The sequence below is a fragment of the Sphingobium sp. SA916 genome (assembly GCF_002894065.1).
Lineage (GTDB): Bacteria > Pseudomonadota > Alphaproteobacteria > Sphingomonadales > Sphingomonadaceae > Sphingobium > Sphingobium fuliginis.
The window spans coordinates 101,453-117,636 of sequence record NZ_LXYF01000001.1; the positions used below are offsets into that span (position 1 = coordinate 101,453).

The window sequence follows — 16,184 nt, forward strand, 5'->3', positions numbered from 1 at the left end:
GGCATGACATTGATGGCTGCAGAGGGGCGTGTTTTGGTTGCTTCAACGACGGAACGGGATGTGACGGGAGGGGACAAGAAAGATGTCGGCACCAACACTCCGGATTCTGGCGTGAAGAGCAGTGTCGCCCGCAAGAAACGCACCTCGGCCGCGAAAGACGACGGCCAGGTCGCCAATGCCCTGCGATCCGTCTATCAGCGCGCGGTTGACGAGGATATTCCCGCGGAAATGCTTGACCTTCTCAGCAAGCTCGACTGACTCTCCCTGATCGGCCGGACCGGGGGGAGCCGGAAACAAGCGGAGGGGACATGGCGCATCTGGTAAAATCCGGCCGGCGAGCGACGCTCTCCCCGAAGAATCGGCGTTCGATGTTCAGCGTCAGGTAAATGGACAGAATATCCCCACCGCCGCCGGCCGAAGGCATGCTTCCCCCGGCCGCTTCCTTCATTCAGAGATTGAACGCGGTTTCCCATTCCACCGGCGTCAAGATGTTCCTCATCCTGACGCTGGCCCTGCTGCCGCTAGGCCTGATCGCCTTGGTCGCTTCGCTTCAGGCGATCCGCACCACCGACCTGGAAAAGGAAGCGCTGCTGCGCGTGGCGGTGACGCAAAGTGCGCGCAAATTGTCCGCCGATCTCGCGTCCGACCGAACGGCGCTGATGCTGACGGCCAATGCCTTTGCGACATCCGGCCCCGATCCGGCGATGTGCGCGCGCCTTTCGGCCTTCCTGACCTCTCATGACCGTGGCGGCGGCCGCTATTATATCTACGACCGCTCGGGCCGGCGGCTTTGCGGTTCCACCCTGCCTGAACCGCCGGGCCTTCCCCGGTCGGAACGTTTCGGCGATGCCGCCGCGCAGTTGTTGACGGATTCGCCCTATCTCATCAGCCGGGCGCGGAGCGCCAACGGCGCGGTCGTCGCCATCGCTTATTATCCGCGCGGCTATCTGGAGGCGATGACCAACCCGGCGGGCACGTTGCAGAACCGGCAGATCACCTTGAATGAGGGCGGCCGCAGCCTGCTCATCACCCGTCCGGCCGGCCTTTCGGGCGGGCATAGCACCACGCTTTCCGCCCGGCTCGACCCGCCCGACATCGTGCTCACCATGACGGTGCGCGATCCCCCGGTCACGATCGCGCGCATGTTGTCGCTGTTCCTGCCGCTGGTCATGTGGTTCGCCGCGGCGGCCATTGGCTGGTTCGTCGTCAACCGCCTTCTGATCCGGCCGCTGGTGCTGCTGCGCCGCACGGTGGCGGCCTATGAACCCGGTCAGGTGCTGGAACCGATGCGCCGCATCCGCACCCCGGCGCAGGAGATCGTGGCGCTGGGCGACACCTTCCGCGAAATCAGCGAAGATGTCGCCACCCATGAGGCGGAGATGGCGGAGGGCCTGGAAACCCAGCGAAAGCTGACGCGGGAGGTCCATCACCGGGTCAAGAACAACCTCCAGATCATTGCGAGCCTGATCAACCTGCACGCGCGATCCGCCCATGACGCCGAAGCGGTCGAGGCCTATGCGACTATCCAGCGGCGGGTCGATGCGCTGTCGGTCGTCCACCGCAACCATTATGCCGAGCTGGAGGAACATCGCGGCGTCGGCGTGCGGTCGCTGATCAGCGAACTGTCGGCAAGCCTGCGCGGCACCGCCCCGGCCGAGGCGCGCCGCTTCGGCATTCAGATCGACAGCGACAATCTGCACATCAGCCAGGACGTCGCGGTGCCCATCGCCTTCCTGCTGACCGAGCTGGTGGAACTTGCCATGCTGTCCAATCCGCGCACGGCGATGCGGATCTCCGTGCAACTGGAACCGGGCCGCACCGACCGGGCGGTGCTCCACATCCTCTCGCCGGCGCTGCGCGGATCGCCGGACATGACCGCCCGGCTGGAGGAGCGCTACGGACGGGTGCTCACCGGCCTGTCACGCCAGTTGCGCGCACCGCTGGACCATGATCCGGAGACGGGCGACTATGCGATCGTCATTACGGTGCTGGAATAGGCGTTCGGGGAGCTTGCCCCCTCAGGCCCGCTGATAATCCCGCCGGAAATCCGCTGCGAAGCCTTGAAAGCGCCCGATGGCGATGCTGTCCCGAATCCCCTGCATCAGCGCCTGGTAGAAATGGATATTATGCTGCGTCATCAGCATCGCGCCCAGCATCTCGCCGGCCTTGACCAGATGGTGCAGATAGGCGCGGCTCCAGGTCGTGCAGACCGGGCAACCGCAGCGCGGATCGAGCGGCCCCTTGTCCTCCGCAAAGCGCGCATTGCGGATGTTGAGCGGCCCGGCCCAGGTGAAGGCCTGACCGTTGCGCCCGCTGCGGGTGGGCAATACGCAGTCGAACATGTCGATCCCCCGTTCCACCGCGCCGACAATGTCGTCCGGCTTGCCCACTCCCATCAGGTAGCGCGGCTTGTCCGCCGGCAGCATGCCGGGCGCGAAATCGAGCGTGGCGAACATCGCCTCCTGCCCCTCGCCCACGGCCAGCCCGCCGACGGCATAGCCGTCGAAGCCGATGTCGATCAGCTTTTCCGCCGAAATCCGCCGCAGGCCCTCGTCCAGCGATCCCTGCTGGATACCGAACAGCGCCGCCCGCTCCGCATGCTCCACACCTGCATCGAACCCGTCTCTGGAGCGTTTCGCCCAACGCATGGAACGCTCCATGGACTTCGCCGCCTCGTCATGGGTGCAGCCGTTCCTGGTGCACTCGTCGAAAGCCATGACGATGTCGCTGTCCAGCAACCGCTGGATCTCCATCGAACGCTCGGGCGTCAGCATATGCCTGGAGCCGTCGATATGGCTGGAAAAGGCGACCCCCTCCTCGCTCATCTTCGTCAGCGCGCTGAGGCTCATCACCTGATAACCGCCACTATCGGTCAGGATCGGCCTGTCCCAGCCCATGAAGGCGTGCAGGCCGCCCAGTCGCGCGACGCGTTCCGCCCCCGGACGAAGCATCAGATGATAGGTGTTGCCAAGAATGATGTCTGCACCGGCTGCACGCACTTCGGCCGGACGCATCGCCTTCACCGTGGCGGCGGTGCCGACCGGCATGAAGGCAGGCGTGCGAATCTCGCCCCGGCGCATCTGGATGGCGCCCGTGCGGGCCTTGCCGTCGGTCGCGGCGATCGAAAAGGAGAAGCGGGGATTTGTCACAGCGCGCGCTGTACGGTCGAAAGAGGCGCCAGACAAGGCCGCAAAGCCGCGCTTCAGCCCTTCTTGCGCAGCCCGTCAAGCGCAACGATCGCGTCGACATCGAACCCCTCGACCCGGCGGTAATTGCCGATGAAACAAAGACAATCCGCAGCCAGGCTGAGCTGCCATGACTCACCTTGCAGGTCGTGCAGCAGCAGGGTCACAAGCTGCCTGTCGGTTCGGGGCGTGTTCATGACGATGATCGTAATTAATAAAGGTTAACAAAGGCCTGCGCCCGATTTGCGACAAGTTTTCAAAGAAGCTGTTTGTTGCATAAATACAACAAAACTCCGCGATTGGCCAGTTTTTGGGCGACATCCCTGCAACAGTTGCTATTAAAAATGGTTAATTCCGGGGCAATGCCTTTCGGCGCGATTGCATAAGCGCGGCAACCCTGTTCTGCTTAACATCTGTTGCAGTTTGGGGGCTCAGATGGTTGATTCCGGACGATTTAATTCCGGCCGTGAACATATGGACGATCTGACTCCCGCCCCTCTTCCGGCGGAGGAAGATGTCGTGGCTGTCGTTACGGAAAGCATGGCCTCGACGCCGGACGTCGGCACCTCGACCATGTTCGACCTCGGCCAGATCGACATAAGCTGGGAGGCGGATGCCGCTACGCTCTGGGCGTTCATGACGCCATCGAATCGACCGAATTACAGCATGCCCATGCTACGCGATATTCGCCTGTGGCAGACCGAAACCCATCGCCTCTTCAACGATGGCACGCTTCCGGTCAAATATATGGTTCTTGGCTCCCGCTTTCCGGGAGTGTTCAACCTGGGCGGCGACCTCGAACTCTTTGCAAGCTGTATCGAACGGGGTGATTTGCCCGCCCTCATCAAATATGGCCATGCCTGCATCGACGTCGTGCACCGCGCATGGCGCAATGCAGATGTTCCAGTGGTTTCGATAGCATTGGCACAGGGCGACGCACTAGGCGGAGGTTTCGAAGCATTGTTGTGCTTCGACGTAGTCATCGCCGAACGTAGCGCGCGTTTCGGCCTTCCTGAAATGCTGTTCGGGCTATTCCCAGGAATGGGCGCTTATTCGATCCTCAGCCGCAAATTAGGCCAGCGCATGGCGGAACGCATGATCTTGTCCGGCAAGGTATATTCCGCCGAAGAAATGGCTGACATGGGCATCGTCACCCTCCTCGTAGATGACGGCGAGGGGGAGCAGGCCGTGCGCAACTATGTCGCCGACAATCAGAGGCATCATGCCGGCCACGTAGGCGTGTTCGAGGCGGGTCGCCGCGTCAATCCGCTGGAATATGCGGAACTCAAGGACATTGTCGAAAACTGGGCTGCCACTGCGCTGAAACTCGACCTCAAGGATGTGCGGATGATGCGTCGCTTGGCATCAGCCCAGACCAGACTTCACAAATAATCCCTCTATCAGGCGCTACGTCGGTCTGGCGTTGCCTCGACGCTGTCCACGTTGCTTTCCATGCTGCGCATCATCTCAAGCATCTGGTCGGCGGAAATCGGCCGGCTTAGTATGAAGCCTTGGACATTTGTGAAGCCCATTTCGCGAGCGCAACGCAGCTGATCCTCCGTCTCGATCCCCTCTGCCACCGTTTCGACATCCAGCGCGTGGGCCAGATAGGCAACCGATTGGGCAATCGCCCTATGGCGTGAATTCTCCTCGACGCCACGCATGAAGCTCTGGTCGACCTTGATCGTGTCGAAGGCATAGTCGCGCAGATAACCCAGCGAGGAATAGCCGGTCCCGAAATCGTCCAGCGCCAGCCGCAGGCCGATCCGCTGGAGATCGGACAGGATCAGGTTGGTCCGGCCGCTATCCTCCAGGAAGATCGACTCGGTCACCTCCAGTTCCAGCCGACGCGCCCTCAGTCCCGATTGCATCAGCGCCGCGATGACCGCGCGGGGCAGGCTGTCGCTCTTGATCAACACCGGGGAGATATTGACCGCGACGCGGACATTCTCATCCCATTCCATCGCATCCTGGCAGGCCTGCTCCAGCGCCCAGGCCGTGATCGGTTCGATCATCGAGCAGCTTTCCGCGATGGGGATGAACTCCGCAGGGGAAATGCGGCCGAGCGTCGGATGATCCCATCGCATCAGGGCCTCGCAAATCGTGATCTTGCCGGTTTTCGTGTCGAAGATCGGCTGATAGTGCAGCACCAGCTCATTATTCGCCATGGCGCCGCGCAGGCCCATTTCCAGATCGTAGGTGCGGTTCTGCCGCTCCTTCATCGACCAGGCGAATTGCGCATGGCGGTTTCGGCCCGCATGCTTCGCCTGATACAGCGCCATGTCGGCATGCTGGAGCAGTTCCTCGCTGTCCTGTCCATCGCTCGGCGCAACGGCAATGCCCATGGAGGCGGTTACACCCAGACGATAGCCGCCGACATCGAAGTCATGGGTGAATTCGGCCATCACGTCGCCGGCGATCCGCTCTGCTTTGCCACGGTCCGCGCCCGGGCAGATCAGCACGAATTCGTCTCCTCCGAATCGCGCGACATGGCCGCGCCCGTCCAGCGCATGAGACAGCCTTTCGGCGACTCTGCATAACAGCTGGTCACCGATCATATGCCCCAGGGAATCGTTGATTTCCTTGAAGCGGTCCAGGTCCATCCAGAACACCGCCATGGAATCCTGGTTGGATTGCCGCCCATCGAACATTTCGCGCAACCGCATCTGCATCGCCATGCGGTTCTCGACACCGGTCAGACTGTCGAAGCGGGCGAGGCGTTCGAACTTGGTGGCAAGTTGGGTTTTTTCATATTTGCCCTGCAACGCCTCCAGCACGATACGATGCGTGGTTTTGGTGATTTCCGCCATGGCGAAGATCATCAGGAACAGCATTGTCGCCAACACACGGTAGCCAAGTCCTCCCGACATGACCAAACCAAGGCAGGTCGGCAAAAGAGCAAAGCAGGTTTGGCCAATGGCGATATGGATGCGACCGGCATTCCGCCCCGCAATTCCGCCTGAATAGGCGGCTACCAGGCAGACGCTCAGCGTATGAAGCTTGATATCCGAACTTAACAGCAGCGTTGCGAACGCCAGCGTCCCCAACAATGCTGCATAGCCCCAGGCGCCCAACTCATAGGCCAACCCCCAGATCGGTTGGGTAACACGATGCTGATGGGAAAGCTGCCGCTGAAAATAGACGGCCGAGATCGACCGGCTGAGCCCGACGAGACAGATCAGGACCGCAATCGCGGTGATGGCGGGCAGCCGCGCATGCCATGCGATCACCAGCCCCAGCGCGCCGCCGGCAACCGCACCGATCATCAGCGAGGCGGGAGAGGCATAAAGGGATTTGACGAGATTCGCCTGCACTTCAGCGCTTTGCTGGGTGTCCGGCGTCATGCGCCCTCGCAGGGATGCGAGCAAGTTTCGTTGAGGGCGTGACACGTCATCGCCACCATTGCCGAAACATGATTTCCATTTGGTAAATCGCGCCGTCCAAAAGAAGCGGGAATTAGCGGATTGTTACGGAATCGACCGGCCATCGCGACCTATGCTCGCAAGGCAGGGCAAGAGGGGCTTGCTTTCCCCGGTCGTAGCCGGAAAATAGCGTCATCGTGTCATATCATCCTCTGCATCGCCCGGTCTGGAACGCCCTCAACAGCGGCTGGAAGCCCTTGGCCGAAGGGGATGCGCTCGCGCTGCGGATCGATCCTCGCTATGGGCCCTTTGCCGCTGCGGCGGACGGCAGTCCGGCGACTCGATCGGCGCTGGCTGCGCTTGTGCCCGAACGGGGGGAGCTGTGGATCGTCGAACCCGATGCGCAAACGCCGCCGGCCGGCACGCGCCTGGTCCGCGAAGCGATGCTTGCGCAGATGGTGGCGGAGGAGATTCCGGGCAATGCGCCGTCCTGGGAGCCCGTCGTGCTGACAGATGATGATGCGACGGAAATGCGTGCTCTTGCATTGATGACGAAGCCTGGCCCTTTCCTGCCGCTGACCCATCGGCTCGGTCGCTTCATCGGCATCAAGGAGCAGGGCAGGCTGATCGCCATGGCGGGAGAGCGGATGCGCATGCCGGGCTTTGCCGAGGTCAGCGGCGTCTGCACTCATCCTGACCATCGCGGGCGGGGCTATGCGAAGGGCCTGATGCAGATCGTTGCCAGGGCCATGCTGGAACGCGGAGAAATGCCGTTCCTGCATGCTTATGCCGCACATGAGGCGACGGTGGCGCTCTACGAAACGCTCGGCTTTCGGATAAGGGCGCGGATGCACATGATGGTGGTCGCCCGGATCTGAGCCATCTCGCTGCGGAGCCTGCCCGAGGGCTCGCCCGCTCAGGATATGCGGGGATTCGGCCCATGACGGGCTGCAAATGGCGGCTTTCTGCGCCTCCGGTGCCCACATATTGAAGTACGCTGCGTCGAAACGAGTCGCGCGCCTCGTTCGAGTGCCTTCGCAGGAGCATGATGCGGCCTGGGGCGAACATCAAAACTCTGTCGTGAAGCCCCTACTCAAGCTTACGCAACAGCGTTGCCCGTCGGTTCCGGCCAGACACTCAGCCGATATGCGTCAATCGCTCCAGCGTGATCCAGCCTTCCACATAATTGGCATAATATAGGCCGAACAGAACCGCCGACAGGACCGTCGCCCGAAAGGCAACGACCCCTGGACGAAAATTGCTGGGCGCGCTGTCCGCCTGCCCCGGCCGCAACGCCTCCCCCGTTTCATCGGGCGTGCGAATGCCGAAGGGCAGCACGATGAAGGCGCTGATCACCCAGAACAGCACGTAAATGGCAAAGATCGCATACCAGTTCATGCGCAAAGGGCTTAGGCGCGAATGAGCAGCACGTCCACCACCGGCTTCTTGCCCGTCCAGCGGGTGGCCGTGCGCCGTACCGCCAGCCTGACCCGTTCACGCAGCGCCTCTTCGTCCTGCGATCCTTTGGGTACAGCGCCCGCAGCCTCCTCGGCCGCCTCCTCCAGAAACGCGGCCTTGTCCTCTTCCACCGGCACGCCCTGGGTGCGCAAGGCGGGGGAACCGATCACCCTGCCCTTGCCATCCAGCGCCACCGCGACGCTGATCTGGCCATGCAGCGCAACCTTGCGCCGCTCGTTCATCGTCGCTCCGTCAGCGGGCAGGATGACGTCGCCATCCAGCACCAGCCGTCCCGTCGTTTCGTTGCCGATGACCTCCGGCCCGTTGGGCGCCAGCCGCAGCACATCGCCATTGGACTGCACCACCGCATGGGGAACGCCGCTCGCCAGACCCAGCCGCGCCTGCTCGGCCATATGCCGCCGCTCGCCATGGACCGGCAGCAGGATTTGCGGCCGTACCCAGCGATACATGGCTTCCAGTTCGGGACGGCCCGGATGGCCGGAAACATGCACCTCCGCCTGACGATCCGTCACCATCAGCACGCCCTTGGCCGCCAGCGCGTTCTGGATGCGGCCGATGGCGATCTCATTGCCGGGAATCTGCTTCGAGGAGAAGACGACCAGATCGCCCTCGTCCAACTTGATGGGGTGGCTGTCGAAGGCGATGCGCGACAGGGCGGCCCGCGCCTCCCCCTGCCCGCCAGTGGCGATGATCATCACCTCATTATGCGGCAAGGCCATCGCATCGTCCCAATCGACGGTCGGCGGGAAATCCCTGAGATAACCTGCCGTCCGCGCCGTCGAGATGATCCGGTCGAGCGACCGCCCCGCCACGCAGAGCTTGCGCCCCATGGCATTGGCAACCTCCCCCAAGGTCTGCAACCGCGCGGCATTGGACGCGAAAGTCGTGACCAGCACGCGCCCTTTAGCGCCCTCGATGGTCTGCATAAGCCCCACGCGCACATCGCCTTCGGAGCCGCTGGCTTCGGGATTGAAGACGTTGGTGCTGTCGCACACCAGCGCCAGCACCCCCTCATCGCCAATGGCCGCCAGTTCCTCGGGCGTGGAGGGCTGGCCCAGCAGCGGCGTTTCGTCCAGCTTCCAGTCGCCGGTATGGAAGATTTTGCCATAGGGCGTGTCGATCAGCACCGCATTGCCTTCGGGAATCGAATGCGCCAGCGGCACATAGCGGAAGCCGAAGGGCCCCAGGGCGAAGCTGCCCTCATTGTCGATCACGTTGAGCTCGACATCCTGGGTCAGCCCCTCTTCCTCCAGCTTCAGCCGGATCAGCCCCGCGGTGAAGGGCGTCGCATAGAGCGGCACGCCCAGATCGGCCGCGAGATAGGGAATGGCGCCGATATGGTCCTCATGCCCGTGGGTCAGCACGATGCCCAGCAGATCGTCCTTGCGATCCTCGATGAAGCTCAGGTCCGGCAGCACCAGCTCCACGCCGGGATAGGCGGGATCGGCAAAGGTCAGGCCCAAGTCGACCATCACCCATTTGCCCTGGCAACCGTAGAGATTGACATTCATGCCGATCTCCCCCGAGCCGCCAAGGGCCAGGAAGATCAGCTCATTTCCGGGTATCATTCTGTTTTCAAACTCCGTTCATACAGCAATGCGAGGCCCTGGATCGTGAGATCGGGCGCGATCGCATCGAAAATATCGCTATTGTCGTCGAAGAGGACCGCCAGGCCCCCCGTTGCAATCACCTTGGCGGGACGGCCGATTTCCGCACGTATGCGGGCGACCAGCCCCTCCATCATCGCCACATAACCCCAGAAGACGCCGATATGCATCTGCGCTTCGGTGGTGCGGCCGATAACCGACCGGTTCTCCGGCGGCGCAATCGCGATCTTGGGTAGCTTCGCCGCCGCCGCGACCAGCGCATCCAGCGACAGGTTGATGCCCGGCGCGATGATGCCGCCCTTGTAAGCGCCGTGATAGTCGATGACGTCGAAGGTCGTCGCCGTACCAAAATCGATGACGATCAAATCCTCGCGGTAGAGATGGTGCGCGCCGATGGCGTTTACAACCCGGTCCGCCCCGACCGAGGCCGGTTCGGCCACGTCGAGTTCGATGCCCCACTCCACCGGCGCCTGACCGGCGATGAGCGCGGTCGTCCTGAAATATTTATCGGCCAGCACCTGAAGATTGTGCAGGGCGCGCGGCACGACGGTCGCGATGATGACCGCCTCCACATCGGCAATCTTATAGCCCTCCAGCATCAGGAGCTGGTTCAGCCATACCGCATATTCGTCGGCGGTGCGCCGCGGATCGGTCGCGATCCGCCAGCGGGCGCGAATCTCCCGCCCTTCGAGCAGCGCAAAAACCACATTGGTGTTACCCGCGTCGATCGCGAGAAGCATGGCCGATCCCCGATGTCAGATGAGAAGGATGTCGCCGGCATGAATGGCACGGCTCTCGCCATTCGCCAAGCGCAGGATCAGCATCCCATGGCGGTCGAGCGTGTCGAATGTGCCTTCCACCGTCTCGCCATCGGGCTGCACCACGCGCATCGGCGTGCCGGCAGGATGGGCGTTGAGCAGCCAATGCGTCCGCACCGGCTCCAGCCCCTGCGCGCGCCAGATCGCCAGCCAATGGGCGAACAATTCCGCAAGCCGCACCTGCAGAGCAGCCGCGTCGGCCTCTGGCGCGCCCTGCGAGAAGAGGCTCGTCACCGGCCGGTCAAGCCCGGTCGGATGCCCGGTCACATTGACGCCGATCCCCGCAACAATGGCATCACCCGCCCGCTCCAGCAGGATGCCGGCGATCTTCGCGCCGTCCACCAGCACGTCATTGGGCCATTTGATCCGCGCCTGCCCCTTGCAAAGCGGCGCCACCAGCGCATGCACGGCGTTGCCCGCGACCAGCGCCAGCGTATGCGGCAACGGGTCGCCCCCCCGCAACCGGATCAGCGTCGAACAATAGAGATTGCCGTCGGGACTTTCCCAGCTGCGCCCCATGCGCCCGCGTCCGCCGGTCTGCCGCCCCGCGCGCAACCAGCAGCCTTCAGAAACGCCTTGCTCCACCAACGCCAGCATGTCGGCATTGGTGGAGCCAGTCTCCTCGACGAAGCGAAGCTCGGTCAGAACAGCGACGCCGCGGCCGCCGCGCTCGCCTTGTCGAGGACGGGATTGAGGAAATAGCCAAAGACGATCACCACGGCGCAGGCCGTCAGGATGATATTCTCAACCGCACCGCCGCGCGCTTCATAGGGCGCCGCCGGCTCGTCGAAATACATCGTCTTGATGATCTTCAGATAATAGAAGGCGCCGATCACCGACATGGCGATACCGAAGGCCGCCAGCGCCGTCAGGCCCGCCGCGACGGCCGCGTCGAACACCAGGAACTTCGCCCAGAAGCCGAAGAGCGGCGGAATGCCGGCCATGGAGAACATGAAGATCGCCAGCGCCGCCGCCAGACCCTGGCGCGAGCGCGACAGGCCCGCAAGGCTGGCGATGGTCTCGACCGGACGCCCCTCCGCGTCGCGCATCTGCAGGATGCAGGCGAAACCGCCGATGGTCATGACGACATAGATCGCCATGTAGCTCATCGTCGCCGCCGCGCCCGCGGGCGTGCCGGTGGCAAGGCCGATCAACGCGAAGCCGACATTGTTGATCGACGAATAGGCCATCAGCCGCTTGATGTTGGTCTGGCCGATGGCCGCCACCGCGCCGAAGAGAATCGAGGCGAGCGCAACGAAGATCACGACCTGCTGCCAGTCGAGGCCCGCCGGCCCCAGCGCCTCTATCGCGACGCGGACGGTAAGGCCGATGGCCGCTACCTTGGGCGCGCTGGCGAAGAAAGTCGTGACCGGGGTGGGCGCACCTTCATAGACGTCCGGAGTCCACATGTGGAACGGCACGGCACTGATCTTGAAGGCGAGACCGGCAAGCACGAACACCAGGCCGAAAAGCTCGCCCTTCGACACACCGTCGCTCAGCGCGACCGCGATGCCGTCGAAGCTGGTGCCGCCGGTAAAGCCATAGAGAAGCGCCGAACCATAGAGCAGGATGCCGCTCGCCAGCGAACCCAGGACGAAATATTTAAGGCCCGCTTCGGACGACCGCTCGTCCTGCCGCATGAAGCTCGCCAGCACATAGGCGGCAAGGCTCTGCATTTCGAGGCCGACATAGAGCGTCAGCAGGTCGCCCGCCGACACCATCATGCCCATGCCGATCGAGGAGAAGAGGATCAGCACCGGATATTCGGCCCGCAGCGCGCCACCCACCAGGAAATAGCGCGGCGCAAGCAGGATAGCCGCCGCCGCCGCTCCATAAATCAGCGCCTTGGCGAAGACGGAGAAGGCATCGGCGCGCACCAGCCCGTCAAAGGCATCGGGCCCATGCGCCAGCGAAGTGGACAGCGCCAGGCCTGCGATAGCCAGCGTCAGCACCGACAGCCAGTTCACCAGCCGCGCCGTCGCATCGCCGCCATAAGCTGCGATCAGCATCAGGATCAGGCCGCCGGCCGTCAGGATCAGTTCCGGCAGGACCGCCAGAAGGGAAGCGGAATCAATCATCAGTGCGCCTCCCCGTGCGCAGGGGCTTCTTCATGATGGGCAGCCTCGGCAGCCGGAACGGCCGCCCCCATCTTGATCTGGGAATCGCCCGCCGGCCTAGCGGAGGCGACGCGCGCTTCGAGCGCGCGGATATCGGAACGCATGGGCGCCAGGAAGCTCTCCGGATAGACGCCCATCCACAGCACCGCCGCCGCGATCGGCGCCAGCAGCCAGATTTCGCGCGCGGACAGGTCCGGCATCGCGGCCGCATCGGCATTCTTCTGCTCGCCATAGGCGATCCGGCGGTAGAGATAGAGCATATAGGCCGCGCCCAGGATGATGCCGGTGGTGCAGACCAGCGCCACCCAGCTCGACGCCTGGTAGATGCCCATCAGCGACAGGAATTCACCCACGAAGTTGCTGGTGCCCGGCAGGCCGACCGACGCCATGGTGAACAGCATGAACAGCACCGCATATTTCGGCATGTTGATGCTGAGGCCGCCATAACGGCTAATCTCGCGGGTATGGAGCCGATCATAGATGACGCCGACGCAGAGGAAGAGAGCGCCCGACACCAGGCCATGGCCCAGCATCACCATCATCGCGCCTTCGATGCCCGCCTGGTTGAAGGCGAACAGGCCGACGGTGACGATGGCCATGTGCGCCACCGACGAATAGGCGATCAGCTTCTTCATGTCCGACTGAACCAGCGCGACGAGGCTGGTATAGACCACCGCGACCATCGACAGGCCCCAGACCAGCGGCGCCAGTTGCGCGGACGCCTCCGGGAACATCGGCAGCGAGAAGCGGATGAAGCCGTAGCCGCCCATTTTCAGCAGCACGCCCGCCAGGATGACCGAACCGGCGGTCGGCGCCTGAACGTGCGCGTCGGGAAGCCAGGTGTGGACCGGCCACATCGGCATCTTGACGGCAAAGCTGGCGAAGAAGGCAAGCCACAGCCATGTCTGGATATGCGGATCGAAATGATAGGCCATCAGCGTCGGGATGTCGGTCGTGCCCGCTTCATGCACCATCCACATCATCGCGATCAGCATCAGCACCGATCCGAGCAGCGTGTAGAGGAAGAATTTGTACGAAGCGTAGATGCGATCCGCGCCGCCCCAGATGCCGATGATCAGGTACATCGGGATCAGGCCGGCTTCGAACATGATGTAGAAGAGGTAGAGATCCTGCGCCGTGAAGACGCCGATCATCAGCACCTCCATGAACAGGAAGGCCGCCATATATTCCGGCACGCGCTTCTCGATCGCGATCCAACTCGCGCCGATGCAGATCGGCATCAGGAATACGGTGAGCGCGATCAGCAGCAGCGCGATGCCGTCGATCCCGAGCGCCCAGGCGAAACGGCCGAAGATCGGCGCATATTCCTGGAACTGCCATTGGGCGGCGGTCCCCGACTGGTCGAAATTCATCCAGAGGATGGCGCCCAGCACAAGATCGACCAGCGTTGCGACCAACGCGATCCAGCGGGCCTGATTGGCGCCTGCGAACAGACAGGCGATGGCCCCCGCCATCGGCACTGCCATCATCAGGGAAAGGATGGGGAAGCCGCTCATTATCGTGTCATCGCCCAGGTTGCAGCTGCGGCGAGGCCGATCAGCATCACCAGCGCGTAAGTGTAGAGGTAGCCGGACTGAAGCCGACGGGTGACTTTGTTGCCCTGCACGACCAGCGCAGCCAGACCATTAGGCCCGAAGCGGTCGATCAAGCCCACGTCACCGAACTTCCAGAAGAAGCGGCCGATGGCGAAGGCAGGCTTGACGAAGATGAAATGATACAGCTCGTCGAAATACCATTTGTTGAGCAGGAACTGGTACAGCACGCCGAAGGTGGCGACGAAGCGCTGCGGCCAGTCGGTGTGCTTGATATAGGCCAGCCAGGCTATGACCAAGCCGGTCAGCATCACCGTGAACGGTCCGAACTTGACCCAGGTCGGCACTTCATGCGCGGCGTGCATCAGATGGCTGTCGAACGCCAGCGCGCCTTTCCAGAACTCGATGCCGCCTTCCGGGCCGATGAACTGGTCATGGAAGAGGAAGCCGGCAAACACCGCACCCAGGCTCAGCACCACCAGCGGGATCAGCATCACCCAACCGCTTTCATGCGGATGATAGCCGCCAGTGCCGGTCGGCAGGGCATGGGCATCGGTTTCATGTCCGTGCGGATCGTGACCCGCATGCTCCTGCGCCGGTGCGTTGTCGTCCTCCGCGCCATGGCCATGGGTGGCATGTTCGTCATGACCATGGTCATGCGCGTCGTGGACGGCATGCTGGATATGCTCCGAAGCGGCCCAGCGCGGCTTGCCGAAGAAGGTCAGGAACACCAGGCGCCAGCTGTAGAAGCTGGTGAGCAGCGCCGCGAATACGCCGACCAGATAGGCGCCGACGCCCGCACCGCCCGAAGCATAGGCCGCTTCGAGAATGCCGTCCTTCGAATAGAAGCCTGCAAAGCCATAGCCGACCAGCGGAATGCCGACGCCGGTGATCGCCAGCGTGCCCAGCGTCATCGTCCAGAAGGTGATCGGGATCTCCTTCCGGAGCGCGCCATAGTAGCGCATGTCCTGTTCATGGTGCATCGCGTGGATGACCGAGCCCGCGCCCAGGAACAGCAGCGCCTTGAAGAAGGCGTGGGTGAAGAGGTGGAACATCGCCGCGCCATAGGCGCCGACGCCCGCCGCGAAGAACATGTAGCCGAGCTGCGAGCAGGTCGAATAGGCGATGACGCGCTTGATGTCGTTCTGCACCGTGCCCACGGTCGCCGCGAAAAGGCAGGTGGCCGCGCCGATGAAGGTCACGAAGCCAAGCGCCGTCGGCGAGGTTTCGAACATCGGCGACAGGCGGCACACCATGAACACGCCCGCGGTCACCATGGTCGCCGCGTGGATCAGCGCCGACACCGGGGTCGGGCCCTCCATCGCGTCCGGCAGCCAGGTGTGGAGGCCAAGCTGCGCCGACTTGCCCATCGCGCCGATGAACAGCAGCAGGCAGAGCACGGTCATGGTGTCGAAACGATGGCCCAGGAAGCCGATGGTCGAACCGGCCATCGATGGCGCGGCCGCCAGGATTTCCGGGATCGAGATGGTGTTGAACACCAGATAGGTGCCGAAAATGCCCATCATGAAACCGAGGTCGCCGACGCGGTTGACGACGAAGGCCTTGATCGCGGCCGCATTTGCGGAGGGTTTACGGAACCAGAAGCCGATCAGCAGATAGGAAGCAAGGCCGACGCCTTCCCAGCCGAAGAACATCTGCAGCAGGTTGTTCGCCGTCACGAGCATCAGCATCGCGAAGGTGAAGAGCGACAGATAGGCGAAGAAGCGCGGCTGGTCCGGCTCCTCCTCCATATAGCCCCAGCTATAGAGATGGACGAGGCTCGACACGCTGGTGATGACCACCAGCATGACCGCCGTCATGGTGTCGACGCGCAGCGCCCATTGCGCATCGAAGCTGCCCGACTGGATCCAGGTGAAGGCCGGGACCACATAGGGCTCGGCATGGCCGGTCAGGAAGCCGATGAAGATCGGCCAGCTCATCGCACAGGATGCGAACAGCGCGCCGGTGGTGACGATCTTCGCGGGCAGCTTGCCAAGGGCCTTGTTGCCAAGACCGGCGATGGCAGCAGCCAGCAACGGGAGAAGGACGATAAGCTGGATCAT

At 63.1% G+C, this 16,184-nt stretch carries 14 protein-coding genes; 4 read left to right on the forward strand and 10 right to left on the reverse strand.

Going from position 1 to position 16,184, the window contains the following annotated elements:
* Nucleotides 1–3 precede the first annotated feature (3 nt).
* Nucleotides 4–258, forward strand: a complete 255-nt coding sequence (locus tag A8G00_RS24655) for a NepR family anti-sigma factor (RefSeq protein WP_146032537.1) — start codon at nucleotides 4–6, stop codon at nucleotides 256–258.
* 230 nt (nucleotides 259–488) lie between these two features.
* Nucleotides 489–1,997 (forward strand): sensor histidine kinase, encoded by a 1,509-nt coding sequence (locus tag A8G00_RS00515; RefSeq protein WP_025549522.1) that lies wholly within the window; start codon nucleotides 489–491, stop codon nucleotides 1,995–1,997.
* A 21-nt stretch (nucleotides 1,998–2,018) separates the two neighbouring features.
* Here A8G00_RS00515 and tgt read toward each other — a convergent pair whose 3' ends face one another.
* Both tgt and A8G00_RS00525 read right to left on the reverse strand, forming a co-directional pair.
* The gene (gene tgt / locus A8G00_RS00520; protein WP_102999686.1) at nucleotides 2,019–3,149 is read right to left on the reverse strand and encodes a tRNA guanosine(34) transglycosylase Tgt; all 1,131 of its coding nucleotides are present in this window, start codon (nucleotides 3,147–3,149) and stop codon (nucleotides 2,019–2,021) included.
* A 53-nt stretch (nucleotides 3,150–3,202) separates the two neighbouring features.
* Nucleotides 3,203–3,382 carry a hypothetical protein gene (locus A8G00_RS00525; protein WP_025549524.1) on the reverse strand — a complete coding sequence of 60 codons (180 nt, stop codon included), beginning with the start codon at nucleotides 3,380–3,382 and terminating at the stop codon, nucleotides 3,203–3,205.
* 277 nt (nucleotides 3,383–3,659) lie between these two features.
* On the opposite strand from A8G00_RS00525, the gene A8G00_RS00530 reads away from it, so the two are divergent.
* The gene (locus A8G00_RS00530) at nucleotides 3,660–4,577 is read left to right on the forward strand and encodes a crotonase/enoyl-CoA hydratase family protein (RefSeq protein WP_253257871.1); all 918 of its coding nucleotides are present in this window, start codon (nucleotides 3,660–3,662) and stop codon (nucleotides 4,575–4,577) included.
* 8 nt (nucleotides 4,578–4,585) lie between these two features.
* Here the strand turns inward: A8G00_RS00530 and A8G00_RS00535 are convergent, their stop codons facing one another.
* Entirely contained in the window at nucleotides 4,586–6,529 is a 1,944-nt protein-coding gene (locus A8G00_RS00535) for a bifunctional diguanylate cyclase/phosphodiesterase (RefSeq protein WP_172451713.1), read from the reverse strand.
* Nucleotides 6,530–6,744: 215 nt separating this feature from the next.
* Here A8G00_RS00535 and A8G00_RS00540 point away from each other — a divergent pair, with 215 nt between their 5' ends.
* Nucleotides 6,745–7,425, forward strand: a complete 681-nt coding sequence (locus A8G00_RS00540; RefSeq protein WP_102999689.1) for a GNAT family N-acetyltransferase — start codon at nucleotides 6,745–6,747, stop codon at nucleotides 7,423–7,425.
* Between the two features lie 259 nt (nucleotides 7,426–7,684).
* On the opposite strand, the gene A8G00_RS00545 is transcribed toward A8G00_RS00540, so the two are convergent.
* From A8G00_RS00545 to nuoL, 7 genes are read right to left on the reverse strand one after another with little or no spacing between them, the layout of a single operon-like run.
* Nucleotides 7,685–7,945: a DUF1467 family protein gene (locus A8G00_RS00545; RefSeq protein ID WP_025549528.1), complete on the reverse strand. Its 261-nt coding sequence runs from the start codon at nucleotides 7,943–7,945 to the stop codon at nucleotides 7,685–7,687.
* An 11-nt stretch (nucleotides 7,946–7,956) separates the two neighbouring features.
* Complete coding sequence (locus A8G00_RS00550) at nucleotides 7,957–9,594, reverse strand: ribonuclease J (protein ID WP_102999690.1); 1,638 nt, start codon at nucleotides 9,592–9,594, stop codon at nucleotides 7,957–7,959.
* A complete protein-coding gene (locus A8G00_RS00555) occupies nucleotides 9,591–10,373 on the reverse strand; it encodes a type III pantothenate kinase (RefSeq protein ID WP_044662537.1) in 783 nt (260 codons plus the stop codon). The genes A8G00_RS00550 and A8G00_RS00555 overlap by 4 nt, the downstream gene beginning before the upstream one ends.
* A 15-nt stretch (nucleotides 10,374–10,388) precedes the next feature.
* Entirely contained in the window at nucleotides 10,389–11,096 is a 708-nt protein-coding gene (locus tag A8G00_RS00560) for a biotin--[acetyl-CoA-carboxylase] ligase (protein ID WP_301182300.1), read from the reverse strand.
* Entirely contained in the window at nucleotides 11,093–12,529 is a 1,437-nt protein-coding gene (nuoN, locus tag A8G00_RS00565; RefSeq protein ID WP_025549532.1) for an NADH-quinone oxidoreductase subunit NuoN, read from the reverse strand. The genes A8G00_RS00560 and nuoN overlap by 4 nt, the downstream gene beginning before the upstream one ends.
* Complete coding sequence (locus A8G00_RS00570; RefSeq protein WP_102999692.1) at nucleotides 12,529–14,085, reverse strand: NADH-quinone oxidoreductase subunit M; 1,557 nt, start codon at nucleotides 14,083–14,085, stop codon at nucleotides 12,529–12,531. Before A8G00_RS00570 ends, nuoN begins: the two co-directional genes overlap by 1 nt.
* Entirely contained in the window at nucleotides 14,085–16,184 is a 2,100-nt protein-coding gene (gene nuoL / locus A8G00_RS00575; protein WP_102999693.1) for an NADH-quinone oxidoreductase subunit L, read from the reverse strand. Before nuoL ends, A8G00_RS00570 begins: the two co-directional genes overlap by 1 nt.

Coding starts and splice junctions, on each gene's coding strand:
- A8G00_RS00555 (WP_044662537.1), bottom strand. CDS start 10,373: ATGCTTCTCGCGATCGACGCGGGTAACACCAATGTGGTTTTTGCGCTG.
- A8G00_RS24655 (WP_146032537.1), top strand. CDS start 4: ATGACATTGATGGCTGCAGAGGGGCGTGTTTTGGTTGCTTCAACGACG.
- nuoL (WP_102999693.1), bottom strand. CDS start 16,184: ATGATCCAGCTTATCGTCCTTCTCCCGTTGCTGGCTGCTGCCATCGCC.
- nuoN (WP_025549532.1), bottom strand. CDS start 12,529: ATGATTGATTCCGCTTCCCTTCTGGCGGTCCTGCCGGAACTGATCCTG.
- A8G00_RS00535 (WP_172451713.1), bottom strand. CDS start 6,529: ATGACGCCGGACACCCAGCAAAGCGCTGAAGTGCAGGCGAATCTCGTC.
- A8G00_RS00545 (WP_025549528.1), bottom strand. CDS start 7,945: ATGAACTGGTATGCGATCTTTGCCATTTACGTGCTGTTCTGGGTGATC.
- A8G00_RS00550 (WP_102999690.1), bottom strand. CDS start 9,594: ATGATACCCGGAAATGAGCTGATCTTCCTGGCCCTTGGCGGCTCGGGG.
- A8G00_RS00530 (WP_253257871.1), top strand. CDS start 3,660: ATGGACGATCTGACTCCCGCCCCTCTTCCGGCGGAGGAAGATGTCGTG.
- A8G00_RS00570 (WP_102999692.1), bottom strand. CDS start 14,085: ATGAGCGGCTTCCCCATCCTTTCCCTGATGATGGCAGTGCCGATGGCG.
- A8G00_RS00525 (WP_025549524.1), bottom strand. CDS start 3,382: ATGAACACGCCCCGAACCGACAGGCAGCTTGTGACCCTGCTGCTGCAC.
- A8G00_RS00515 (WP_025549522.1), top strand. CDS start 489: ATGTTCCTCATCCTGACGCTGGCCCTGCTGCCGCTAGGCCTGATCGCC.